The sequence below is a fragment of the Pyxidicoccus sp. MSG2 genome, from assembly GCF_026626705.1.
GTDB lineage: Bacteria > Myxococcota > Myxococcia > Myxococcales > Myxococcaceae > Myxococcus.
The window spans coordinates 13117680-13142155 of the sequence record NZ_JAPNKC010000001.1; the positions used below are offsets into that span (position 1 = coordinate 13117680).

Here is a 24476-nt window from a genome sequence, read left to right on the forward strand (position 1 = left end):
CCAGGTCTCCCCTCACAGCGAGTTTGCCCGCATGACGAAGAAGACCTCCTCCCCACCGCCTGGCAAGACGCAGCTCCTCCAACAGCTCCAGGCCGGGAGGCTCTCCCGCCGTGGATTCCTGACGCTGCTCGGCCTGACGGCCACGGCCGTGGGAACCCAGACACTGTTCAGCTGCTCGGCGCCCACCTCGGAATATGACTACATCATCGTGGGGGCGGGCTCGGCGGGCTGCACGCTCGCGGCCAGGCTGCTTGCGGGCTCCAAGGCACGCATCCTGCTGATCGAGGCGGGAGGCTCGAACGACCGCGAGGAGGTCCGCGACTTCACCCAGGCCTGGAAGCTGACGCTGCCCGACTCCGAGGTGGATTGGGGCTACAAGTCCGTGCCCCAGCGAGAGCTGATGGACAAGCAGCAGTCCTACTCCAGCGGCAAGGTGGTGGGCGGAAGCAGCTCCATCAACGGCATGGTCTGGGTGCATGGCAACAAGGGCGACTTCGACGGCTGGGCCGCCTCGGGGTGCTCCGGCTGGGATTTCAACGGTGTGCAGCCCTCCTTCCAGCAGGTGCGTGCGGCGCTCCAGCCGACCTCGGCGCTGACGGCCCGCGGTGCGCTGTCCCAGGCCATGGTCCAGGCGTTCGCGAACCTTGGCCATCCGTTCAACCCGGACCCCAACGGCGAGCAGCAGCTCGGCGTGGGTTACACCTGGTTGAACGTGACGGAGGACGGCCGGCGCCTGGATGCCTTCTCCTCCCTCCTGGCGCCGAGTGTCGGCGACCCCCGGCTGAGCATTCTCATGGGTGCCCACGTGAAGCGCATCGCCGTGCGCGGCAACAAGGCCGAAGGGGTGGTCCTGGACCAGGATGGAGTGGAGCAGACGCTGAAGGCTTCGCGCGAGGTCATCGTCTGCGCGGGCACCATTCAGACGCCGCAGTTGCTGATGCTCTCGGGGATTGGCGATCCGGCGGAGCTGTCGCCCCATGGCATCCCGGTGGTGGCGGCGGTGCCGGGCGTGGGAAGGAACCTGCACGACCACCTCATCTCGGTGGCGGTGAGGAAGCTGCGGCAGCCGGAGCCGGCATCGCATGTCACCACCATGGACGTGAGCGTCTTCTTCGGGGAAGGCCCGCGGTCAGGCATGCCGAAGTTCCAGGTCCAGGCGTATTACATGCGGTATGGCTGGGCTTCCTACCCCTCCGAAGCGGTGGCGTTGGGGCTCATCAATCTGCACCCGACAAGCCGCGGGAGCGTGAAGCTGCGCTCGGCGGACTTCCAGGACGCCCCGCTCATTGATCCGAACTTCCTGGGCACGCCCGAGGACATGGCCAACCAGCTCGAGGGCTACAAGGCCATCCGGCAGTTGCTCGGAGCGCCCGGGCTGCGCGACTGGTTGGAGGACGTGGAGCACACGCCAGGGCCAGAGGTTTCCACGGATGCGAAGCTCCAGGAGGCAATCCGGAAGTACTCCGAGAGCGACTTCCATTCCGTGGGGACGTGCCGGATGGGCACGGACGACCTGGCGGTGGTGGATCCCCTGCTCCGGGTCAAGGGAGTCCAGGGGCTGCGGCTGGCGAGCGGCGCCATCATGCCCACCGTCCCCTCGGGGAACACCAATGCGGCGTCCATGATGGTCGGAGATCGCGCTGGCAGGCTGCTCCTCGAGCTCGGGTGAGGTGACGCGCTCCGGCCGTCGACATGCCATCATCCCGAGACTCATGTCCCTCCTGGATGCGCTGCGCGCCCGGCTTCATGACTCGGGCCTGAACCTGCTCGGCGTGGCGGACCTCGCCGGATATGACGCTCGGGTAGGACCGGCCCGCCAGTCCCATGCGTTGATGCCGGGAGCCCGCTCCATCGTCGTGGTGGGCAACGGGGGCCCGGCGCTGTGGCGGGCCTTCCTGGCGGACCTCGAGAGAGACACCCGCCGCCTCACGCACGAGCCCCACCCGCTGGAGGCCTTCGTGCATCGAGAGGTGCAACGGGCGGACGCGGTCCTGGGGGACACTTCGCGCCGGTGGTACTTCGCGGCGTCCGATGCGCCCTTCCAGGTGGACTTCCGGCTCCTCGGGTACCTCGCCGGGTTGGGGACCGACAGCCGGCTCCGGTTGCTGATGCATCCGGAGCACGGACCGTGGGTGGGCCTGCGGGCCGCCTGCTTCGTGGACGCGGTGCTGCCCGCCAGCGCGCCGGGGGGGCCGGACCTCTGCTCCGGCTGCCCGGCGCCGTGCGTCTCCGCCTGTCCCGGCGGGGCCTTCCCCGGGGGCACCTGGGACGTGGACCGGTGCAGCACCTTCCACGCCGAATCCATGCAGTGCGCCAGCACGTGCCATGCCCGGTGGGCGTGCCCCCAGGGCGCCGCGTCGAGGTACCCGGTGGAGGCGCTCGCCTACCACGCCAATACCTTCCTCGGCCGGCGCGCGTTGAGGGAGCACCTGGGGGTGCCCGAGTCCGAGGACCGCTACCCGGGCACCCCTCCGCTGTGGGGGAGCTGGCGCTCCCGCATCGACGTCAAGGGGTGAGCACGACGTAGTCGAGCAGCGCCAGCGCGGCGTCGTCGGCCAGCAGTGGGTTGATGGACGGGCTCACCTCGCCCAGGTTCCGCGGCACGAACGTCCAGCCGTTCCACGGGTACACCTGGCTGATGTGGGCGTAGTACGCGTCGCCGCGCACGCGGTCGTGGAGCAGCCGCTCGAAGTCCAGTCCGAGCCGAGCCTCCATCCAGGAGGTGGACCGCTGCGAGAGGTCGACCTCTGGCGCGGCCACCCAGTCGAGCACGAGGCCCGGCACCGTCCGCAGCTCTGCGCCGCTCCAGTCCACGTAGGTGCCGGTGTTCGGCTCATACGTCTCGGGAACCAGGCCCCACCAGCTTCCTCCGTGGATGCGCACGAGTCCGCCGCGCAGGTCCTGCACGTGCACGACATCCTCGTCGCGCCGGGCCACGGCCATCTTGTCGGCGAGCCAGCCGACGAGCAGCGTGGCGGCAAGGGTGTAGCGGGCGCTTCCGGTGGCCCGGCCCAGCTCCAGCAGGCCGGCGACGTTGTAGGTGGCGAACCAGGGCGACTGGAGGCTTCCCGTGCCCCAGGGGCTGGCGATGCCTCCCAGCGCATGCAGGTCATCCTCGAAACGGGGGTCTCCCCAGGGGAACCATGCGGGCGTCGTCATGCGGGCCAGCAGCGCGTCCGCCGCGGCGACGGCCGCGGTCTGCTCGCCTGCCGCGAGGAGGAGCCGGAGCTCGGCACCGGTGGAGACCGGGTCCACCCCGGCAGCAGGCTGTTGCCGCAGCCAGGTGGCCGCGCGCAGAGCCCCCGCCCGGAAGTCGGCGGCCCCGGGCAGCGACGGCAGCGTGGACAGCTTCAGCAGCGTCACCCCGATGATGCCGGTGGTCATCCGGTTCGGGAACCCGTTGGCCGGCGCGACGCCGTAGGCCCAGCTTCCCTCCGGCTCACCCGTGGGGGTGCGCCGCTCCAGCCGCAGCAGGAAGCGCCCGGCCCGCTCGACGGCGGGCAGGACCTGCGTGTCTCCCGTCAGTTGCGCATAGGTGGCGAGGACCTCCGCGAGCGCGGCGAAGTTGAAGCCGGCGTGGCCGTTCCACATCCAGGTGAGCACGTCATCGGCGGTGCCGAGCACGCCATCCACCCCGCCCGCCAGCGTGGCGGAGTTGGCGAAGGCCCCCGTCGCGTCCAGCGTGACGTCCTGCTGTGGGTCCGGGAAATAGGACGCCTGGAAGGTCTGCACCGCGCCCAGCCCCAGGGCCGTGCTGGGGAGCTGCTTGTCGAGAATCTGCCGCAGGAAGGCGTGCCGGAAGCGCTGGAGGAACGCAGTCCTGCCGGTCGCCTGGTAGGCCTTGAGCAGCGCCAGGGCCTTGTAGGCGGTGGGGTCCGCGAGCTGGAGGGAGATGTATCCCTGACGGGTGAGCAGTCCCGCGTTGGAGGGGTCCTGCGGGTCGTCGTAGTTGAGGTAGTTGGACGACCAGTTGTCCCGGTGGATGTCGAAGCTCATCCCCTCCACCCGGGCACAACCGGGACCCGGATAGAAGAAGGGCGACGGGTCATCATCCTCGCAGGTGACGACGAACTGCTGGCCATACTGCATCGCCGTCAGCCCCAGCGCCCGCACCACGGAAGCCGGCCTGGCCGCGCCGGACACTGCGTCGGGCGCCCGCGCCGCGGCGGGTACCGCCGTGAGCAACACCGCCACCGCCCAGCCCACGCTCGAGCGCCACCGTGAGACAGCGCCCGCCTCATGCCTCTTGGGTGAATGCAATGGTGTATCTCCTGTAAAGGCGTACACCCTAGCAGCCGGCTCCCACTTTCTTCATTCAAGAGGTGGCTCACGTCCTCGGCGTACGGAGAGCACCTGGTCGAGCCGGTCGCGATAGCTGCGGCTCAGCTTGAGGCGGCGTCCATCGTGGAGCAGCACCCAGAACTCGCCGTGGAAGAGGGGCTGCAGCTCCTTGACCCGCTCCAGGTTGACGAGCGTCGAGCGGTGGATGCGCAGGAAGCGGCGAGGGTCCAACTGCGCCTCCAGCTCACGCAGCGACTGACGCAGGAGGTGCGCCCGGCCGCCCACGTGGACCTGGACGTAGTAGTCCTCGGCCTCGGCCCAGTCGATCTGCTCGACGGGAACCAGGAGCACCCTCCCCGCCTCCTTCACCGCGAGCCGCTCGAGGTACGTGGGGGCCAGGGCGGGCGGCGCGGCGGGAGCGGGGGCCACGGCCGCGCACAGCTCACCCAGCTTGCGTGCCATCCCCTGGACCCGGAGCCCGCTGACGTGCGCCTTCGCGCGTGCGAGGACGCTGGCGAAGCGCGCGTCGTCGAAGGGCTTGAGCAGGTAATGGATGGCGCCCACGTCGAAGGCCCGGAGCGCATGGGTGTCGAAGGCCGTCACGAACACCACGGCGGACGCTGCACCCGGCCCCGCGGCCTGGAGCACCTCGAACCCGTCCACGCCCGGCATCTGGATGTCCAGGAAGAGGAGGTCCACGGGGCCCTGCTGGAGCGCCTGGATCGCCTTGCGCCCCGTCGCGCACTCGCCCACCACCTCGATGTCCGGGTCCGCCGACAGCAGCAACCGGAGGCTCTTGCGGGCGAGGTGCTCATCGTCCACGACGAGGGTGCGGATGCGCTCCGAGAGCAGCGGCGTGCTCATGAGGCCCTTTCCGCGCGCAGGAAGGGAATGGCCACCTCGGCGACCGTGCCGCCGTCTTCGGTCCGTCTGAGTGACAACCGGTGACGCTCCCCGTACAGATGACGCAGGCGGGCTCGAGTATTGGCGAGGCCAATTCCTCCAGACTCGGCTCCCTCCGGCCAGCCAGGCGCGTCATGCGCCCCGCCGGGTGCGCTCCCCGCCCCCGAGTCCTCCACCGAGAGGCACAACATCTCCGCCTCCCGCCGGATGTGGACGAACACCCGCCCCTCGCCCTCCTGGACGCACGTCCCATGGCGCACGGCATTCTCCACGAGCGGCTGCAGCAGCAACTGGGGGACGAGCGCCTCGAGGACCTCCGGGTCTACCTGGAGCTCCGTGTGGAGCCGCTCCTGGAATCGCAGTTGTTCGATGCCCAGGTAGCGCTCGACCAGCTCGACCTCCTGGCGAAGGGGGACCTGCTGGTTCGCGTCGCCGCGCAGCACCGCCCGCAGCAGATCCGCCAGACCCGCGACCACCCGAAGCGCCCCCTCCTTGTCGTCGGTCCGTACGAGCCCGGACACGGTGTGTAGGGCGTTGAAGAGGAAGTGGGGGCGCAGCTGCATCTGCAGGGCCAGCAGCTGGGAACGCAGCAGCTGTGACTCCAGCTCGGAAGCCCGCACGGCGCGCTCCAGGTAGAGCCGGTGGAAGCGCAGTGCGTGGCCCACGGCGAGAGCGCCCAGGTAGCAGAAGAGACAGTAGATCAGCGCACTGAAGAAGTAGTGCAGCACCGGGCGCTGCGGGTGCTCGACGAACAGGTCCAGCACCGAGCCGAAGGCGAACTCGAGGCTCCACAGGACCAGGAACAGGGCCGCGTGCGCGCCCACGCCGCGGCGCCATGCCGGCCCGTCGAGAGGGTAGCGCTCGCACAGGGTGAAGATGAGGGGCGTATAGAGCGCCCATAGCCACATCCCCAGGATGTTGCTGAAGAAGAAGAAGGTGCTGGGCAGGGGCCTGCCGGTGGAGAGCGCGGCCGCTACGCCCCCGGCGACCGCCACACAACCCACGAGCGTCCACGCAGAGAAGATGAGCGCCGCTGCACGCCAGCGAGAGATGACCACGGGGGAAGAGAGCATGGGCATGAGGGTTCTCGGGTCAGCCGCACTCTAGTCCCAACGGGTGCGTCCCGCCGCGCGACGGGAGGGGCAACAGCACCCCGTGGTGCGGCGCGCGAACGCCGCGGTTCAACGGCCCCCGAGAGCCCCCCGGCTCGGACCCGCGCCAGGCCGCTTCGCCGTGCTCCGCCGCCGGCTCACTGCAAAGTCGCGTCATCCGCGGCGCACGGCGCGCATGTTGAGGGGCGCACCTCGCGGGGATGGCGTACGAGCAGCCCACTCCTCCTCGCGGGGCGTCCGAGGAAGCAGCGCCCATTCAACGACTGGAGAGGTATCCCCATGCGGGTAGCGAGTGTCATGAAGGCCCTGGCGGTGGTGGTCCCGGTTTACGTTCTCGCTTACGCGCCCACGGCGCGGGCGGGCGGATGCAAGGAGTTCCACGCGGACCTGGTGGAGCACAAGTCCACGCAGGGGTGCCTCAACCCGGCGAGGTCGTGCTTCCTGGGTGAGGTGGAAGGGAATCACGGCCTGCGCGGCGTGACGCACTTCCAGGGCGAGGAGGTGCGCGCCTTGACGCCGGGCTCGCCGGGATGGGTCAGCTACAACGGCTTCTTCCACTACACCCTCAAGGAGGGCACCCTCGTCGCGCGCGAGACTGGCATCACGAATGCCGGCTTCGTGACGGCCCACCATCAAATCGTGGATGGCACGGGGGCGTTCGCCGGCGCGACGGGCTACTTCTTCGTGAGCGGCGTCAAGTTCGACAACGGCGACACCATCGTCACCCGGGTGACGGGCGAGCTCTGCATACCCTGAGGGTAGCGCGCTTCGCGGAGCTGGGTGCCGTGGCGCGCCAGGGGCCGAAGCGGCAGCTGCTGCGGCTCAGGCGCGCCGCAGCCGCGCGGCGATCGGCAGGTGATCAGAGGGCTCGGTCTCCGACGGCATCGGCGTCCGGTCGTCCAGTTCCGGCAGCCGGACCGGCTGCGCCTCCAAGGCACGCGAGTGGAAGAGGAAGTCGATCGCCTTGGCTCTGTCGTTGGCGTTGCAGGTCGGCTGGTGCCGCCCCTGATAGGCATCGCGCAGCCCGGCCTCCGCGAACGCTCGGACCAGCGGCTCCCCGGGCTGCGCGTTGAAGTCGCCGCACACGACCCACAGGGCCTCCGAGTCCCTCTGGACCAACTCCTCGAGCAGCTCGGTCGCCTCCTGCATCCCCTGGTGCTGCTCCACGGGCCTGTCCGGCCGATCCCAGCGCAGGTGCGTGCACGCCACGCGCAGCCGGTCCCCTCCGACGTCGAAGTCCACGACCAGCGCCAGGTGCCCCGAGATGCGCCCGTCCTCCAGTCGGTCCCTGAAGTAATGGGCCCGGTGGCCGAGGCAACGCTCCAGGCGGTGGAACACCGCGCAGCCGTCGGGCCGGCCCTGCTGTTTCAGGGCCAGCACGCCGGTGTACCCGAGCGGCTCCAGCTCCCGCTGGAGCGCGGCGAAGCGGTCGGGCTCCACTTCCTGCAGGCAGACGATGTCCGCGTCCAGCTCCGCAATCCGGCGTGCCAGTGCCTCCTCGCGCCTCTGCGGCCGGAGGACGTCCGCGGGCGTGTGCGGGAACCACTCGGGCTTGATGTAGGCGTCCGCCAGGATGTTGTACGAGGCAATTCGCAGATCCACCGCCATCGGCAGGTCCTCCAGGTTCGCCAGCTCGAGACATCATCGCGCCGGCCAACCTCGCGCGCCACCCACAGTGGACCCTGCCGCCAGCGCATCACTGCATCGACAGCGCCCAGGTGTAATTGCCGCTGGTCCCAATGGAGGTCAGGGTCGCCTTGCAGATCGCGGACGTGCTGCCTCGTGAGGTGCCCGTTCCACTCGGCGTCCAGTACGCAGAGGCGCCCGTAAGCGGATTGGGCGGGGTGTAGATGCTGCTCAGGCTGAAGCGGCAGGTCTTGCTGCCGTTCGTGTAATCGAAGTGGGCGGCCGTCGTGGTGCCGCAACTGGTCTGGTACACCACAGACGTCGAGTTGGCCGACACCGGGCCGAGAGTCGGGATGATCGCGGCACACGCATTCAGATAGCTATTGGTGATCGTGGTGGTGGTGATCTTGTTCTGGACCGTGAACGTCAGGGTCGCAGCCTGAGCAGAGCCCATGCCCAGTGCGGCCACCGAAAGCGAGGCAAACAGCGTGCTGACCTTCATGAACAACCCCTTGAATGTGGGGGACCCGTTTCCCCTTTGGTGGGTTGAACGCCTGTTGCGCGCGTTTGTCTGAACCGACGCTCACTCGGTTCTCGAAAGTGGTTGGAGGGCTGCCGGGCGCAGCGCGCACAGGAAGGAGCGGCTCCCTTCGGAAGCCTTGAAGTTTCCAGGCTCGTCGGAACTTGGATTCCCTGGGAAGGCAGTGCCCTCGGAGAGGATGGAACTGTCAGCGATTGCTCAACACCTACCGACTCATTGCCCGGGAGGTCAGATGCCTGCCCGGACAGCCATGGCAAACATCCGACCATGCACATGACCCACGAGCAGGTAGGAATTGAGGAGTTGACGTCGGCGGACTTCGCGGTGCTGGAGGCCTGGGACCCGACCCAGGTGGAGCTCACTCCGGCCATGGCGTCCCGGCTGTGGTTGCAGACGAGCCTCCGCCTCACCCGGGCCCAGAAGGAGCTCCACGATGCCATCTTCACCCACGATGGCACCGACGCGAGCCTCGACCGCTATGCCAGCGCGCGGGCGGAGCTCGACTCGGCGGAGGCCTGGGCCCTGCGTGTCGCCAAGGCCCATCCCCGACGCGACCAGGATTGACGGACTGCGGGCCTCGTCAACGCCCCTGGCCTCCGAAGGGCCTGGAATCCATGGGTTCCAGGCCCTCCGCCTTCCGCACCCGGCCTCGCAACTTCCCCTCCCCGATTCTCGATAACCAGGAATCTGGAGCAGCGGCCGCCCGTGGCCCGCCGGAAGGAATTTGCCTCATGACGACGACTTCTGCCGTTCGTGCGTCTCAGACCCAGGCGACGCGCGCCACCGCCTCCGCGGCGGCCTCGAACCCGAACGCCATCCTCTCCAAGTACCAGCCCACCGGCGCCTCCTCGGCCACCGCCCGGCAGGATGGGCTGCAGGGCGGAGTCGCCGCCTCGCGCAAGATGGCGCAGACGGACCTGCCCAAGATCAAGAAGTACGCCGACGAGTTCGCCGCCGCGGGCAAGAAGTACAACCTGCCCCCCGCGCTGCTGGCGGCCATCGCCTCGCGTGAGTCTCGCGGGGGCTCGGCGCTCGACAGCCGCGGCTTCGGCGACCACGGCAACGGCTTCGGCCTGATGCAGGTGGACAAGCGCTTCCACAGCCTGAAGGGCGGGCCGTTCAGCGCGGCGCACATCGACCAGGCCGCCGGCATCCTCAAGTCCTACCAGAACCAGATCAAGGCCAGACACCCGGACTGGCCGCCCGAGCAGCAATTGCGCGGCGCGGTGGCGGCCTACAACTCGGGTGTCGGCAACGTCCAGACCATCAAGAACATGGACGTGGGCACCACGGGCAATGACTACTCCAACGACGTGTGGGCGCGCGCCCAGGCCCTGGCCCCGAACTTCGGCGGCAAGACCGACGGAGCCTCGGGCCCGTCGCGCCCCAATGAGCCGCGCCCGAGCCCCTCCGCGCCGACCCTGAAGGAGGGCAGCCACGGCGCCCCGGTCACCAAGCTGCAGAAGCAGTTGGAGAAGCTCGGCTTCGACGTGGGCAAGGTGGATGGCGACTTCGGTCCCAGGACCGAAGCGGCGGTGAAGCGCTTCCAGGCCAAGCACCACCTGGAGGCGGACGGCGTCGTCGGTCCCAAGACGCACGCGGCGCTCGACAAGGCGCTGGACCACCTGTCCAAGCCCAAGCCCACCCACTCGGACGGCTTCGACAACGGCTCCAAGTGGAAGGACGCTCCCGCGCTGGCGGACGTGAAGTCCGGCAAGGCGCACCTGCAGCAGGGAATGGAGGGAGGCTCGGTCAAGCACCTCCAGAAGCTGCTGGGCCTGGAGACTGACGGCAAGTTCGGCCCCGCCACCAAGAAGGCCGTGGCGGACTTCCAGCGCGAGCACCACCTGGATGCCGGTGCGGGCCGGGGCTCGGTGGGTCCGAAGACGCTGGCCGCGATGGAGAAGGCGGCCAGGAGCGACGGCCCGGGCGATGCGACTCCCGCGATGCGCAAGCTCGCGAAGGCGGGCCACGCGGCCGCGATGAGCATCGGCGGCTACAACAGCCAGGGCCTGTGCGCCACCGGCGTGAGCAAGGCCATCCAGAATGCCTTCGGCTTCAAGGTCTGGGGCAATGGCAACCAGATCGACAACAACCTGCCGCGCGACAAGTTCAAGCAGGTCCACATGTCGCTGGCCGAGGCGCTGAAGACTCCGGGCCTCGTCCTCACCTGGGAGAAGACCTCCACGACGGCGGGCCAGAAGTACGGCCACACCGCCATCACCACCGGCGACGGCCACTCGTCCGTGAGCGACTTCATCGAGCGCAACACGCTGAACGCCAGTGGCCGCACCGGGCTGAAGATCTTCCGGCCGACGATCTGACCGTCAGCGGGAGATGGCCTCGCGCCGGGCCGGTTGCGGCACCGCGGCCGGCTCGGGCACCTGGACGGAGGGGCTCGGCGCGGGAGCCTTGGGAACGAGCAACGGCACGCGGCCCTCGGGATACAGGGCCGTGAGCCGGTCGCCCCGGAGCTCCAGCGCCGCCAGATGGTGGCCGTACCCGGTGCTCAGGCCGGTGTCGGTGAACACCACCCGCCCCCCGAAGCGCATGCGGATGCGTCCGTCCTGGGTCGTCGTGTGCCCCATCACCATCCGCTTCGCGCCCAGCTGGCCCAGCACCTTCGTGAGCCCGGCCTCCCACTGCGCCTCGTCGTCCAGCGCGTAGCCGCGGAACCACAGCGGTCCGTTCCGGGCCGAGGCCCCTCCAGGAGGCTGGCCCGGTGTCACGTCCTGCAGCACCCAGCGGTTGAGGCCCTCCAGCGTCGTCTCCGGCAGGTCCGGGGCAATCCCCCCGTGCAGGAAGAGCGTGCCGTTGATGCGCACTACTGCGGCATGCGTGCGCAGCCAGCGGCCATAGCGACCCTCGGGGCCATATGCAGCCTGGTGTCCCTGCGTTCCCCGGGGCGTGCCCGGCGCATCCGGCGCGGGGCTCTGGTCCGCGAACGAGGCCCGCTCTCCCGGGGCGACGTAGCGCAGGTCCCCCATCATGTTCATCACCTCGTGGTTGCCCAGCAGGGCGTGGACCCGGCCGCCCGCCTTTTGCGCCTCGACCTCCAGGCGCATGAGCAACTCGTAGGCCTCGCGCGTCTGCTCACCCCGGTCCGGGATGTCCCCCGTCTGCACCAGGTGCGCCTTGCCACCCGTCCAGTGTCCCTGCGCGTCGATGAGCCCGGCCAGCTTCAGCACGTCGCGCAGCGCTCCCACGTCACCGTGGACGTCTCCCACGGCGACGATGCGCTCCACTCCCTGGAAGACATACGGCTCCGTGCGCGGCGCGGCAGCCATGAGAACGGGACACAGCAGGAGGCAGAGCAAGGCGGGACGCACGGGAGGTTCCTCGGCACGACGGTGACGCTGACACCGCGGAGCCTAATTCACGTCCCCTCCCCTTCCCACCGCCCGGGCCCAGGTCGGAAATGCAAAAGAAATGGAGCCCCCGCGTCCCCCTGGGAGACGCAGCAGCCGTGCCTCCTGCTTGAAAGAGGTTTCCACACATGGCTCCAACCAACGGAGTGGGCCCCCGGACGACGTCGACCCAGGCGAACAACACCTCCAGTCCGACGCGGGCAGGCCAGGTCCAGGACGCGGTGCAGAAGCCCCCTTCGGATGTCGAAGAGGCGCTGAAGGAGCTCGAGCAGAAGCTGGGCAAGATCTTCAAGCCGGACGCCGAGGCCCTGGCCAGTGGGAAGCTGCCTCCCCGGCCGGGACGTGAGCTGTCGGCGAAGGACCAGGCGGACGCGGAGCGGGCCGTCTCCGACTTCCTCCTCAAGGTGGGGCTGGACAAGGCGGAGAAGTACCTCCTGGGTCCCAATGCCAACTCACCGGGAGCCGCGGCCGTCCTTGGAAAGCTCAAGGACCTCGTCGGCAAGGACGGGCTGAAGCTCAAGCTCGGGGACAAGGGGGAGTTCACCCTCAAGGCCGAGCTCGGCAACTGGCTGGTCAAGCCCGCTCCCGCCGGGAGCGCCGCCGTCAAGTTCCAGCTCACGAAGAACACCACGACCACGGGCTCCGTCAGCTTCAACAAGGATGGCTTCGACAAGGCCTCGGGTGGCGTCGAGTGGAAGCAAGGGGGCACCAAACTCACGGCGAATGCCAACTTCAACAAGGATGGCTTCGAAAAGGTCTCGGGTGGCTTCGAGCGGACGCAGGGGCGATTCACCACCACGGCGACCGGCACCCTCAACGCCCAGGGCGGCCTCAAGCTGGAAGAAGGCCTGACGTTCAAGGTCAAGCAGGGGGTTGTCGGCTTCAAGGGCACCCAGGACTTCCAGAACAACACCGCGCGCTTCGAAGCCAACGTGAAGCGGGGCAGCACGTTCGAGGCGAGCTCGGGGCTCAACCTGAAGTCGGGCAATCTCTCCAGCGTGGACGGGAAGTTCACGTGGAAGCTCGACAAGGACCGCCTCACGCTCAAGGGCAACGTGCTCCAGGACTTCCTCAAGAACACGACGAAGGCCGAGATGACGGTGGACTACAAGCCGAAGGCAGACACCAGCTTCTTCGTGGGCGCCACGGCCGACTCCAAGAACGGCTTCGGGGTGCGCTTCGGAGCCGCCGTCAGGTTCTGACCCTCGGGGCCCGGCGGTCGAGCCCGGGCCCCATCCGCGAGGTTCAGCTGTCGAGGACGTAGCTGAAGATGAGCGGCGCGACGATGGACGCGTCGCTCTCCACGACGAACTTCGGCGTGTCGATGCCGAGCTTGCCCCAGGTGATCTTCTCGTTGGGCACCGCGCCGGAGTACGAGCCGTAGCTCGTCGTCGAGTCGCTGATCTGACAGAAGTACGCCCACAGCGGGATGCCCTCGCGCCGGAGGTCCTGGTGCAGCATGGGCACCACGCAGATGGGGAAGTCCCCGGCGATGCCGCCGCCAATCTGGAAGAAGCCGATGGGCGCGCGCGGGGCGGTCTCCGTGTACCAGGCCGCGAGCGTGGTCATGGACTCGATGCCGCTCCGGACGGTGTGGACGTTCTTCACGTCTCCGGCGATGCAGTGTCCCGCGTACATGTTGCCCAGCGTGGAGTCCTCCCAGCCCGGCACCCAGATGGGCAGGTCCTTCTCGCAGGCCGCGAGCAACCAACTGTGTCGGGGGTCGATCTGGTAGCTGCTGGCCAGCTTGCCGCCACGGAGTACGCGGTAGAGGAACTCATGCGGGAAGTGCCGGCGCCCGTCCCGGTCCGCCGAGCACCACTCCTCCAGGATGACGGCCTCGATGCGACGCATGGCCTCCATCTCCGGGATGCAGGTATCCGTCACCCGGTTCATGTGCCGTTCGAGCAGCGCCTGCTCGTCTGTCGGCGTCAGGTCCCGGTAGTGCGGCACTCGCTCGTAGAACGCGTGGGCGACGAGGTTGAAGATGTCCTCCTCCAGGTTCGCGCCCGTGCAGCAGATGGCGTGGACCTTGTCGCGCCGGATCAACTCCGCCAGGGAGATTCCCAGCTCCGCCGTGCTCATCGCGCCCGCGAGCGTGACGAGCATCTTTCCACCGCCCTCCACGTGCCGGACGTAGCCGTCGGCCGCGTCGACCAGTGCCGCTGCGTTGAAGTGCTTGAAGTGGGTCCGGCAGAAGTCCCTGATGTTCAAGTGGTCAGCTCCCGGCGACGAGGGGTCGGCGTGGGGGCTGTCGCCAGGGCGCACCACACCGAACGCTCTACGGCCCGAGGACGGGCCGCCATCGAAGCGCCGGGTGGCTGAAGCGGGAGCCGTTGTAATCAGCCCGGGTGTTCGTCGCAAGTAGAGCCGTCGCGGCTCCCTGCCACGAGCGAGCAGCCGCGGGAGGCGAGGGGCTGGCTCGGCCCGGAGCGCGCATGGAGCAATGGATTGCGGCGGCTCCGGTGCCCGCGTATATGCGCAGCACCATGTCGCTGGTCCTTCGCATCTTCACGCTCGCACTCCTGCTCGGCTGGCAGGCTGTGGGCGTCGGGGCGAGCGGTCCTGCGCACCACTGTCAGAAGCAGGTCGAGAAACGCCGCGCCAGATGCCACTGCCCCCACGGTGAGCTGAAGGCGGAGCAGGCTCCGCACAGCCAGCCGACACTGCGGAGTGACTGCTGCGACGAGCCGGGCTGGAAGCTGCCCGCGCCTACCTTCGTGGACACCTCCAGCAACTCCTTCCTGGGGGTCCCCCCGCAGGGACTGCCTCCGACATGGATGAGCGTCTCCCCTCCCCAGGGTGGACGCCTCCCGTCACTCGCGCTCTGGGAGCAGCCTCGTGCCCAGGGCCCACCTGTCTTCCTCCGCATCCGCTCTCTCCTGATCTGAGTGCTCCGGCGCGCGCCTGGACCCTCGTGGCCGACGCACGCCCTCTCGAAAGCACTCAGTCGTATTTCCACCGTGTTTCAGGAGGTGTCGGATGAACATGTTCTTTGAAGTCATTGTCGGCGTCGTGTTGATCACCCTGCTCATCGTCGTGTTGGGGCCCGCCCTGTGGAGCTCGCGGCTCAGCATCACCGAGAAGCAGAAGCACTGGGAGCAGCAGGGCAAGAAGCGCCCCGGGGCAGGTGACTGAGGAGCCTCGACTCACGGCGGTGGCGACCCTGGTAACGTTCGACGCATGACCCCAGGGAACACGCCGCCCGCGGTGGACTCGGGAGGTGAAGCACCACCACCGCGCCGCAACCGATGGTGCGCCACGACGGCCTGGGCCCTCCGGCTCGGCGCCGTCGTCGTCGTGACGCTCCTGGCCTACACGAGCTTCATGGCCTACATGCTGAGCTGCCTCGTCTGGCCGCTCCTGCTGGTGTCGTTCGCCACCACGCTGTACCGACGGACCGCGCGGGCGGCGCTCGACTTCGCGGTGGTCGTGCTGTGCTTCGCGGGACTCCAGGGCGGCTTCGCCTATCGACACCGGCAGGTGGAGCACGAGGCGGCGCCCGTGATTGCCGCCGTCGAGGACTTCCAGCGGGCCCACGGGCACTACCCGAAGGAGCTCTCCGAGCTTCCCCCCTCCGTGTGGACGGCGCTTCCCAATGCCGCTCCGAACGACCTGCGCTGGCAGGGCGCGGGGGGAGCCCCCTGCTGGTACCGGGAACCCGATGAACGGAGGAAGGCCTACGGCATCACCTGCGTCACCTTCGTCTTCCTGAAGCACACCTACGACTCGGAGCGACGCCGCTGGTATTCCTGGGACTGAGCGCCTCCCACCCGCGGCACTTCCAAGGGGAAACCATGTTCCTGTCTCGACACACGCCTTCACGTGCACCGGCCCTGGCGCTGGCTGGACTGTTGTCATTCGCGGGCCTCGCAGGCTGTGGTCCGGAGAGCACCGGACCAGGCGCCACCGCGAGCGAGCCCGCCGCCACCTCGCGGGCCGCCTCGCTCGTCACCCTCGGCGGAGACACGTCGTGTGCCTGGGGGAGCGTGGACTGCAATCCGTGTGTCCCCGACGTGCCCGCCCGCTTCAATGCCATCAGGGACCACGGAGAGGTGCTCGGCTTCTCCCCGGGGACCTTCAACTTCAACGTCGCCTACCCGGGCAGCAACCATTGGGAGGGCATCCAGCGCCTGCCGCTCGGCTCCGGCCGCTACTTCGTCCTGTCCAAGCGGGATGGCAACGCCGGGGGCAACGTGGGCCACCTGGTCCACATGGCCACCCGCAACGGCGATGGGCTGCGATTCCGCTCCAACCGGCTGTCCACCAGCATCGCCCAACCCGAGGACACTGCTCCGCCCGGGGATGACCGCGCGGTGACGGCGCTGCCGGTGCTCGGCGGCTATACCCACGGCGGCGGCATGCAGGCGGTGGGCAACATCGTCGCCCTCCCCATGGAAGAGGGCCCCGGTGCCGGGCGCATCGCGCTCTACGACTACAACTCCAGCCTGAACCCGAGCCCCTTCGCCTACGTCGCGGGCAACACCGCGAACGCGGGGACCGCGTCCCTCTCCAAGCTGTCCAATGGGCGCTACCTGCTGCTGCTCGGGCAGTACGACGCGAAGTCGCTCGAGGTCTTCTTCTCCTCCGAGAACAACCTCCGCTCCGGCACCAATCAGTGGCTCCGCACGGACCAGTGGTACGACGGGGAGCTGGCCTCCGGCGACTGGGGCCCCTTCCAGAATCTCAACCTCGTCACCGACTGCAATGACTCGCAGCTCTACCTGGTGGGAACGCGGCTGGGCGGGCTCCGGTGGGGCGCCGTCAGCGACGACCATGCCCACCTGTACCGGGTGAACATCGACGGGCACCTGCGGCTGGAGCACGTCGCGTCGAAGCATCTGTACTGCAGCAACGACGGCTCGCGGCAGTGCAACCTCGACGCGGCCGGCGGCGTCTTCGTCGACGCGGACCGCAACCTCCTCCTCTACGCCACCGAGCATGCCGATGACGGCCCCGCCGGCTCGGTGAAGATGGTGGAGTTCCGCAACACCTGGGCGGATGCCCGGTGCGGCGCCGACATCTCACACGCCTACGTCGACTTCTACGACGACTCCGACTTCAGCGACCGGGGCTTCATCTACGACTACGTGGATGGCGGCCTGAAGAACTGGGGCAGCTTCCACAGCATCGACGCCTTCAACGACAAGGCCTCGGCCGTCCGTTGGTGCATCCCGCCCGGCTGGCGCGTGCGGCTCTACGGCGACTCGAACTACAGCGGCAGCTACAAGGACCTCATCGGCAGTGGCACCCTCCGCGAGGTCAACCTGAACAGCTGGAGCTTCGGCGACAAGGTCTCGTCCGCGCGCTGGCTGGCGTTCTGAGCGGAGCGCCCTCGCGGGAGGACGCGCTCCAGGCGCCGTCGGATATCTCACGGGCGACAGGAGCCAGGGATGCCGGCTGACAGCGGCTGGCGCCTGGACTATCTCCGCACCTGACTACCGCTGGTTCCGAGCGTGGAGGACGTATGCCCTATGTCGATGGTTTCGTCGTGCCGGTTCCCATCAAGAACATCGCCGCCTACCGCACCATGTCGCGCAAGGCGGGCAAGCTGTGGCGCGAGCACGGCGCGCTCGCCTACTTCGAGTGCGTCGGCGACGACGTCAAGCCCGGCAAGCTCACCTCCTTCCCGCAGAGCGTCAAGCTGAAGGCGGGGGAGACCGTGGTGTTCTCCTGGATTGTCTACAAGTCGCGCGCCGAGCGGAACCGCATCAACAAGAAGGTCATGGCTGATCCCCGCCTCACGAAGATGATGGACCCCAAGGCCATGCCCTTCGACAGCAAGCGGATGATCTACGGCGGCTTCAAGGTGTTCGTCGAGCTCTGACGCCTGGTGATTCTCCACCCTGTCGTCTCCACCCTGGCGCATCCCATGCGGGGATGCGCCAGCCGAGCAAGACTCCTGACGGTACGTGAGGAGTGTTGGACGGTGGAAACCCGACGCTCGCGTGTTCCAGAATTGACTATCGTTCTCTTGGAATCGCATCAAACGCGAACAGTGTCTGGCAATCATTCCGTCCATGCCAGACAGACACGAGCAGATTGACCGCCGTTCCTTCCCGCGTCTCCAGGCTCCGCTTTATTCGCGCCCGGCGCGGCTGCAGTTCGGTTCAACCCGACAGGTGCTGGACGTCAGCCGGAGCGGCGCCCGCATCTACTCCGACGAGTTCCACGCGGAGGGCAGCCAGTTGGAGCTGGAGCTCTTCCTGGCGGATGCCGGCTCGCTGGAGTGCAAGGCGCGCGTGGTCTGGACGTCGAAGCTTCCTCCCGGCGGCGTCGCCCGCTACGAGGTGGGACTGGCCTTCCTGGACGCGCCGCCCGCCACGTGGAGCCGGCTCCAGCCGCTGCTCGTCCCCGACGACGTGAGGGAGGCCTCCTGAAGGATTTGAAAGTGGGGCGGCCTCAGACCGAGCCCGCGGACACGCTCACGGCGGGGAGAGCGTCTGGGCGTGGCGGAAGACGTTCTGTGGGTCGTACTTCTGCTTGATGCGCTGGAGCCTGGGGTTGTTGCTCCCGTAGTAGGCACGGCGGAAGCCATCCAGGCGCGCGTCCGCGTAGCCCTGATACACATGTCCGTTGGCGTGCGGGAGCACCGTCATCCACGAGGCATCCACCCACCCACGTGCGTGCTCGCGCAGGGCATCCACGGACCGTGAGCCCACGGTGGCGGTGTGGCGAATCAGCATGCGCGCGTGCCGGTGGAGGAAGCTGGAGGTGCCATCGGAGAGCGCATACGCCCCGCCCCAGGGAATGAACTCGAGCTCCCGGTACTGCGCGTAGCGGCGATCCGCCTCGAACTGCTCCACACACGCCTGGATGGCCTCCGGCTCCAACGACTCATCGAAGAAGCTGGAGCGGGTGAACTGGTAGCCGGTGGATTGGTACGGGAGGCTCGGCATCCAGGCCGGTGCTGCCTCATGGTCCAACAGCCCGACCAGGTACTCCGCTGCCGCCGTGGGCGCGAGGCGCCACCTGCGCAGGTCCCCGGCCAGCGGTCCGAGCCAGCGATCCAGCGTCTCCACGAGGCTCACGACGCGCGCGCCCCGCCCGAGGATGACACCGAAGAGCTCCACGTAGCACGGGGCCTCCGGGTCGTCCGGCGCGACGAGGCCGAGCTCGAGATTCACATCCGGGTCCGCATCGGGCGCATGCTCCTGCCAGAGCGCCATCAGCTCGGCGGCCTCGGTCAGGGGCCAGCGGCCGTGGCAGACGGTGAGCCCATCCAGGGGATGGGTCCGCAGCGTCAGCTCGGTGACGATGCCGAAGCCGGAGGCGCCAGCGCCACGAAGCGCCCAGTAGAGGTCGTCCGCTTCCTCCCTGCTCGCCTGGAGCACACGGCCGTCGGCGCAGACCATCTCCATGCTCTCGACGTGGTCCGTGGTGAGCCCGTAGCGCCGGCCGAGGAACCCGAAGCCACCGACCAGCGCGAGCCCGCCGATGGCGACCCGGGGACACCCTCCGGTGGGAACGGCCCGGCCCACGGAGGCCAGGCTCCGGCTGACGTCGGCGGAGAGCGCGCCCGGTCCGACCACGACGACACCGTTTCTGGACTCGACGTGGGCGAGCTCCGAGAGGTCGACGACGACCGGCGCACGCGTGGAGAGGTCCGCGAAGCAATGCCCTCCACTTCGCACCGAGAAGGGCAGCTCCTGCTCGAGGAGGAACTCCAGCGTCCGCTGCACGTCCGAAGTGCTCCGGCAGCGGACCAGGGCCTGGGGAGGCGTGAGCGGCAGGCCCGCCGCGAACTGCTTGTTGGCGAGCAGCATCCGCTCGTCTCCCGGCAGCACCACCGCGCCCTGGAGGACCCCGCGGAGCAGGGACCAGTCGACGTCCCGGCAGAGTGCTTCGGCTTCGGTCGAGGTCATCATCGTCAGGAAGTATCGTCCTCCAGCCCGTGCAGTTTCGTCTGCAGTCGATAGAGTTCCGCGTAGCGGCCGTCCAGCAACATCAGCTCCTCGTGGCGGCCCTGCTCGACCACGGCCCCGCGCTCCAGGAAATAGATACGGTCGGCGTTGCGGACGCTCGCCAGCCGGTGGGTGATGAGCAGCACGGTGCGCTCGCGGGCCAGCTGCCGGAGCGACTCGTATACGGCATGCTCGGCCCTCGCATCCAGGGGCGCCGTCGGTTCATCCCAGATGACCAGGGGCGCGTCCCGGTACAGGCCCCGGGCCACGGCCAGCCGCTGCCACTGCCCGCCCGACAGGTCCTGGCCGCCCCGGAACTGGCGCGACAGGAGCGTCTCCCAGCCCTGCGGCAGGCACTCGATGACCTCCAGCGCACGCGCCTGCTCGGCGGACTGGAGGAGGACGCGCGAGTCGGGGTCCTCGCGTCGGTGGCGGCCGAGGCGGACGTTGTCCCTGGCGCTGCGAGGCCAGCGGATGGGGTCCTGCAGCACCATCACCACCCGGTCCGCGAGGCTGTCCGGCGCCATGTCCCGCAGGTCGACGCCGTCCCAGGTGATGCGGCCCGACGTCGGCGGGTAGAGCCCGGCAATCAGCTTGGCCAGCGTCGTCTTGCCGGAGCCATTCTCTCCCACCAGGGCGATGCTCTGGCCCGCCTCGATGGTCAGCGACACGTCGCGCAGGGCCAGCCGGCCCTCCTGCCCCGGATAGTGGAAGCCGACGCCGTGCAGCTCGATGCGCCCCGGATTCTCCGGCGCCTCCACCCCGGTGGAGGGACGGACGCGCCGCGAGGACTGCTCGAGGAACTCGCGGTAGTCGCTGATGTACAGGCCCTTCTCGAACAGGCCGTGCGCCATCTGCATCAACTGGGTGAGCGCCGTGCTCGCGCCGCGCACCGCGATGACCGCCGTGCCGACGATGGCAAGGTCCAGCCATTCCGCGTGCAGCATCACTCCGAGCACGACGAAGGTCGCCACCAGGCCGATGCTGGAGAGGAGCCGGCCGACCGCGCCCGCCCTCGCCTCGGCCACGCCCATGCGGACCAGGTGGTCCTGCAGCGCCACGGCGCCGCGCCGGTACTCGGACAGCACGTAGTCCTGGGCCTGGTTGGTGCGAATCTCGGGCGCGCACTCCCGCTGAGTCGCAAGCTCGGCCATCATGTGGACCTGCCGCGTGAGGGAGATGGTCGTCGGCATGCCGGCGTATTGGAGCCGCGCCGCATGGAGCGCCGCCCAGCCCTCCGGCAACAGGGCCACCACCAGCAGGGGCAGGAGCAACGGGTGGAGCCAGAGCAGCGCGAGCGCCGCGCCGCCCACCGAGAACGCCGCGCGGAACGCGTCGACGAGGCAGGTGGTGGCGCCCTCCATGTGCAACACGCCCCGGTCCCGGGCCCGGTGCAACTGGTCGTAGAAGCCCGGGTCGTCGAAGGAGGACAGCTCCACCTGGAGGCTCGTCCGGAACAGCTCCTCCTCGGCGACGCGGAACACGCGGGGGACCAGGTTCGCTCGCGCCACGGAGGTGGCCGTCTCCAGTCCCATGCGCGCCAACTGCACTCCCCCCAGCAGGAGCAGCACCGGGAGCGCCGCTTGCAACCGCTCGGCCCCGGAGCCCTCGGAGAAGAGCTGGCCGAGGACCCGCGTGGTCAGCAGCAGTCCCCACGCGGTGGCCGCCCCGGCGAGCAACTGGGAGACGATGACCACGAGCGCGGACCGGGGCGCCGCCCGGCGCAGCACGGACAGCACCGGGTGGACAGCCATCGCCACGCGCCGGGCGAGCGCCCACAGGCCGTGGCCCGCTGGCGCGCCCCTGTCGAGGCGCCAGTACGGTGTCTCCAGCTCGACCTGGGGTGCGTCCGCGCTCAGGGGTCTCCCCCTCCGACCGTCAGGATGGACGGCAACGCGTTCTCCGGGTGGGTCCTCAGCAATTGGTAGACGACGCCGCCCAGGCCGGGCAGCAGGCCCGGGACGAAGGCCTCCCGCGCCATTCCACAGGAAGGACCCCGCTCCTCGATGCTGGTGAGAATCGTGCCCAGCAGGTGCTCGCGCGTCAGGCCCTCGGGGCCCTCACCGGCGGCAATCGCGCGGTCCATCAATTCCCACGCACCCAGGTCGCCGTGGCAGGCGCAGTGGTTCCAGCCGATTCCCAGGCGCCACGTTGCCGCGGCGGCCCGGCGCAGCGTCAGCCGCGTCCGCGCATGCTCCAGCCTGGGGTCCAGGTCGGCATGCGCCAGGCCGATGCCCACCGAGCCGTGGCACCACGCGGCCGCGGTCTTCAGCCCGTCGAGCAGGCGCAGGTCCAGCCAACCCTGCTCGCCTTCGTCGAAGAGCGCCTCCTCGAAGGCGAAGGCCGCGCGCGCCGTCTGCGAATGGCGGGGAGCGCCCGTCACGCGGGCGAGCCGGGTCAGCGCCCAGCCGATGCCGGTGACGCCGTGCGCGAAGCCGCCCACGCCTTCCGGCCAGCTCTGGTGGGACCAGTAAGCCCCGTCGCCCTTGAGCCGTGCCAGGTCGCACAGTTGGTCTCCCAGCGCGCTCGCCAGCTCGAGAGGCCGCGCGTCTCCCGTCCTCCGGGCCAGCGCGAGGAGCGGGGCAATCGCGCCGGCCTTGCCCGAGAGCACGTCGTGGATGTCGTCGGCCGCGGCCGCCTCGGGAATGCCCTCGGCGAGCGCGGCGGCGCGCGCCACGCCGTCACCGGCGTCCATCCCCCAGTCGGCCAGGACCAGGCGCGTCCAGAGCTGCGAGCCGAGGCCGATATAGCCCCCGGGTGCTTGCGGCCGGAGCTTCACGCCCCGGCTCCGCTGCACACCGGGCCGCGCCTCGGCCAGGTCCAACGTGTGCAGCGTGGCCGCGAGGAGCGCCTCCAGTCCCGTCACCGGGTCCGCCCTGCCCGCCGCGGCTTCGCGCAGGTACGCGCCCAGGAGGAGCGCGATGCCGGAGGTGCCTCCGTACAGGTCCTGCTCCAGCGGCTGCACGGACCAGCCGGTGGGCCTGAAGATGGGGGCAATCCAGGTGACGGTGCCGTCCCCGCCACGAATGGCGGTGGCGGCGAGGTCGCCCATGATGCGCGCCATGATGCGCCGGCGGGAGCGCTCGAGCCCGTCGGTCCGCACCCGCTCGGGCCGGCGCGGCACTTCCTCCGGCCGCCAGCCGTCGTTGATGTAGGCGCTGACCAGCGCGGACTGGATGACGTTGCGCTCCAGGTTGAAGTCCGCGGCGCGCCAGTGCTCCAGCGCGGCGTCCACCAGGTTGCGGGGCGGCAACCAGGACGTGCCTCGCGGGCCTTCCAGCCGGCCCTCCGCGGCCACCGTGGTGAAGATGGGGATGTCGCCCTCGAGCAGCTCCTCGACCTCCGCCTCGATGACCGCCGCGTCGCTGGGCGCCGTCGAGACGTTGGCGGCCATCTTCGCCAGCAGCTCCCGGGCGCGCTGGCGCGGCGGCTCCGGCTTGTGCAGCGACACCGGGTGCCACAGCATCCGGGCCAGCTCGGAGTACACCTCGGTCGTCCGCGTGACGACGCGGATGCGACAGCCGGAGAAGGGCTCCAGCATGCTCCGGAGCCGTCCCTCCGTGTCCAGCCGCCGCAGCGTTCCGGTCATCTCGTCGAAGCTGGTGAGGACCTCGGGCCAGTACCGGGCCAGGGCCGGCTCCGGGCTGGGGTGATTCTGGGAGACGGGCGCTTCGACGCGGGTGGCGCCGATGCGCGCCTCGTCGGTGCCCGCCTTGATGACGCCCGGCTGCTGCAGGCGCGGCTGCTGCCCCGGCAGCATTCCCACGGCGGAGCTGTCCACGCCGCGCCACCCCAGGCCCTCGCCTCTTCCCGGCAGCAGGCCGATGGACAGCACCGTGCCGGAGACCAGCTCCGCCGCGAGGTCCAGCGCCTGGCCCAGCCCCGACGGGTGGGGCGGAGGCTTCGGCGTGAAGAGCGTCTCGCAGTCCACGATGACGGGACTGCCGCCATGGGCAATGAGGTTCTCCGCGTGCAGGTCGCTGCCGCCGAGCAGCCGCATGATGGCGAGCCAGTGGCCGATGCCACGGTAGAAGTCGAGCAGCTCCTCTCTTCCGGAGGCATGGCGGTGCGGGACGAACTCGGCCCAACCGTGGGCCTCGCGCAGCACCACCGCGGGGACGCGGATGGACAGGGCGGCGCCGTGATACTCGGCCAGCTCGGTGACGAACTGGCGCAGGGCCAGGTCGATGGCCAGCGAGCGCGGCTTGTAGACAAGCCTCCCGCCCTCGCACCGAAGCAGCGAGACTGTCTGACCGCCGCAATGACTGTCACCCGCACCGAAGCCCAGGCTCCGCAGCTCCCCGGGCGCCGCTTTGCACAGGGCGCCGAGGCTGGCGCGGTCGGCGGCCCAGCGCACCGCGAAACGCAGTGAGGCCGCGCAGCGGTTGCGGACAATCTTCCCGATGCGGGGGAGCAGCGTCGGATACGGACCCGCGAGGCCGTCCCAGAAGTCACGCCGGGACGAGAGCTCCAGGAATTGCGTCCAGCGTGCCGCCGCGTCTTCGCCGGTGAGACGCCCCGTCACACGCGCGGCGTTCAGCTCGAGCACGAGCAGCCGGGTGAGCTTCCGGCCGAGGACGGAATAGAGCGAGTCACGCGTCGCGGCGGCGATGAGGCCGCGCTCGCCGCCAGCGAGTCCAGTAACCCGCTCGAGCTGGGTTGCCAGCTCCTCCACGGCGGGCAGGAGCAGGCACCCCAGGGATGCGGTGAAGTTACTGGCGCCTGTATCAGACGCCGTCAC

21 protein-coding genes are annotated in these 24476 nt (G+C 69.4%); 11 read left to right on the plus strand and 10 right to left on the minus strand.

The window, feature by feature from the left end; genetic code table 11:
- The first annotated feature begins 31 nt into the window (after positions 1–31).
- Together OV427_RS49555 and OV427_RS49560 are read left to right on the plus strand one after the other, a co-directional pair.
- Positions 32–1669 carry a GMC family oxidoreductase gene (locus tag OV427_RS49555; protein WP_267863268.1) on the plus strand — a complete coding sequence of 546 codons (1638 nt, stop codon included), beginning with the start codon at positions 32–34 and terminating at the stop codon, positions 1667–1669.
- 43 nt (positions 1670–1712) lie between these two features.
- Positions 1713–2516 (plus strand): hypothetical protein, encoded by an 804-nt coding sequence (locus OV427_RS49560; RefSeq protein WP_267863269.1) that lies wholly within the window; start codon positions 1713–1715, stop codon positions 2514–2516.
- Here the strand turns inward: OV427_RS49560 and OV427_RS49565 are convergent.
- The 3 genes from OV427_RS49565 to OV427_RS49575 are packed head-to-tail and all read right to left on the minus strand — an operon-like array spanning position 2506 to position 6257.
- A complete protein-coding gene (locus OV427_RS49565) occupies positions 2506–4260 on the minus strand; it encodes a hypothetical protein (protein WP_267863270.1) in 1755 nt (584 codons plus the stop codon). The two genes, OV427_RS49560 and OV427_RS49565, sit on opposite strands and share 11 nt — an antisense overlap.
- 51 nt (positions 4261–4311) lie before the next feature.
- On the minus strand, positions 4312–5145 hold the full coding sequence (locus tag OV427_RS49570) for a LytR/AlgR family response regulator transcription factor (RefSeq protein ID WP_267863271.1): 834 nt from the start codon (positions 5143–5145) through the stop codon (positions 4312–4314).
- Positions 5142–6257: a sensor histidine kinase gene (locus OV427_RS49575; protein WP_267863272.1), complete on the minus strand. Its 1116-nt coding sequence runs from the start codon at positions 6255–6257 to the stop codon at positions 5142–5144. Before OV427_RS49575 ends, OV427_RS49570 begins: the two co-directional genes overlap by 4 nt.
- 318 nt (positions 6258–6575) lie before the next feature.
- Here OV427_RS49575 and OV427_RS49580 point away from each other — a divergent pair, with 318 nt between their 5' ends.
- The gene (locus OV427_RS49580; protein ID WP_267863273.1) at positions 6576–7052 is read left to right on the plus strand and encodes a hypothetical protein; all 477 of its coding nucleotides are present in this window, start codon (positions 6576–6578) and stop codon (positions 7050–7052) included.
- A 66-nt stretch (positions 7053–7118) separates the two neighbouring features.
- On the opposite strand, the gene OV427_RS49585 is transcribed toward OV427_RS49580, so the two are convergent.
- Both OV427_RS49585 and OV427_RS49590 read right to left on the minus strand, forming a co-directional pair.
- Positions 7119–7904 (minus strand): endonuclease/exonuclease/phosphatase family protein, encoded by a 786-nt coding sequence (locus OV427_RS49585; RefSeq protein ID WP_267863274.1) that lies wholly within the window; start codon positions 7902–7904, stop codon positions 7119–7121.
- 88 nt (positions 7905–7992) lie between these two features.
- Positions 7993–8424: a hypothetical protein gene (locus OV427_RS49590; RefSeq protein WP_267863275.1), complete on the minus strand. Its 432-nt coding sequence runs from the start codon at positions 8422–8424 to the stop codon at positions 7993–7995.
- Between the two features lie 306 nt (positions 8425–8730).
- Here OV427_RS49590 and OV427_RS49595 point away from each other — a divergent pair, with 306 nt between their 5' ends.
- Together OV427_RS49595 and OV427_RS49600 are read left to right on the plus strand one after the other, a co-directional pair.
- Positions 8731–9027, plus strand: a complete 297-nt coding sequence (locus OV427_RS49595; protein WP_267863276.1) for a FruA-associating protein, FapA — start codon at positions 8731–8733, stop codon at positions 9025–9027.
- Positions 9028–9194: 167 nt separating this feature from the next.
- A complete protein-coding gene (locus OV427_RS49600) occupies positions 9195–10787 on the plus strand; it encodes a peptidoglycan-binding protein (RefSeq protein ID WP_267863277.1) in 1593 nt (530 codons plus the stop codon).
- Between the two features lie 3 nt (positions 10788–10790).
- On the opposite strand, the gene OV427_RS49605 is transcribed toward OV427_RS49600, so the two are convergent.
- Positions 10791–11750, minus strand: a complete 960-nt coding sequence (locus tag OV427_RS49605; RefSeq protein ID WP_267863278.1) for a metallophosphoesterase — start codon at positions 11748–11750, stop codon at positions 10791–10793.
- Between the two features lie 209 nt (positions 11751–11959).
- On the opposite strand from OV427_RS49605, the gene OV427_RS49610 reads away from it, so the two are divergent.
- Positions 11960–13033 (plus strand): hypothetical protein, encoded by a 1074-nt coding sequence (locus tag OV427_RS49610; protein WP_267863279.1) that lies wholly within the window; start codon positions 11960–11962, stop codon positions 13031–13033.
- A 43-nt stretch (positions 13034–13076) separates the two neighbouring features.
- Here the strand turns inward: OV427_RS49610 and OV427_RS49615 are convergent, their stop codons facing one another.
- On the minus strand, positions 13077–14045 hold the full coding sequence (locus tag OV427_RS49615) for a deoxyhypusine synthase family protein (protein ID WP_267863280.1): 969 nt from the start codon (positions 14043–14045) through the stop codon (positions 13077–13079).
- Positions 14046–14819: 774 nt separating this feature from the next.
- Here OV427_RS49615 and OV427_RS49620 point away from each other — a divergent pair.
- The 5 genes from OV427_RS49620 to OV427_RS49640 all read left to right on the plus strand — a co-directional run bounded on the left by OV427_RS49620 (position 14820) and on the right by OV427_RS49640 (position 18211).
- The gene (locus tag OV427_RS49620) at positions 14820–14969 is read left to right on the plus strand and encodes a hypothetical protein (RefSeq protein ID WP_267863281.1); all 150 of its coding nucleotides are present in this window, start codon (positions 14820–14822) and stop codon (positions 14967–14969) included.
- A gap of 45 nt (positions 14970–15014) precedes the next feature.
- Positions 15015–15593 carry a hypothetical protein gene (locus tag OV427_RS49625; RefSeq protein WP_267863282.1) on the plus strand — a complete coding sequence of 193 codons (579 nt, stop codon included), beginning with the start codon at positions 15015–15017 and terminating at the stop codon, positions 15591–15593.
- Between the two features lie 35 nt (positions 15594–15628).
- Positions 15629–17155, plus strand: a complete 1527-nt coding sequence (locus OV427_RS49630; protein WP_267863283.1) for a hypothetical protein — start codon at positions 15629–15631, stop codon at positions 17153–17155.
- Between the two features lie 143 nt (positions 17156–17298).
- A complete protein-coding gene (locus OV427_RS49635) occupies positions 17299–17658 on the plus strand; it encodes a DUF1428 domain-containing protein (RefSeq protein WP_267863284.1) in 360 nt (119 codons plus the stop codon).
- Between the two features lie 193 nt (positions 17659–17851).
- Positions 17852–18211, plus strand: coding sequence for a PilZ domain-containing protein (locus tag OV427_RS49640; protein ID WP_267863285.1), 360 nt, complete (start codon positions 17852–17854; stop codon positions 18209–18211).
- Positions 18212–18256: 45 nt separating this feature from the next.
- Here the strand turns inward: OV427_RS49640 and OV427_RS49645 are convergent, their stop codons facing one another.
- The 3 genes from OV427_RS49645 to OV427_RS49655 all read right to left on the minus strand — a co-directional run bounded on the left by OV427_RS49645 (position 18257) and on the right by OV427_RS49655 (position 24476).
- The gene (locus OV427_RS49645) at positions 18257–19699 is read right to left on the minus strand and encodes an FAD-binding oxidoreductase (protein ID WP_267863286.1); all 1443 of its coding nucleotides are present in this window, start codon (positions 19697–19699) and stop codon (positions 18257–18259) included.
- A gap of 2 nt (positions 19700–19701) precedes the next feature.
- Complete coding sequence (locus OV427_RS49650; protein ID WP_267863287.1) at positions 19702–21489, minus strand: ABC transporter ATP-binding protein; 1788 nt, start codon at positions 21487–21489, stop codon at positions 19702–19704.
- 101 nt (positions 21490–21590) lie between these two features.
- The gene (locus OV427_RS49655; RefSeq protein WP_267863288.1) at positions 21591–24476 is read right to left on the minus strand and encodes a type 2 lanthipeptide synthetase LanM family protein; all 2886 of its coding nucleotides are present in this window, start codon (positions 24474–24476) and stop codon (positions 21591–21593) included.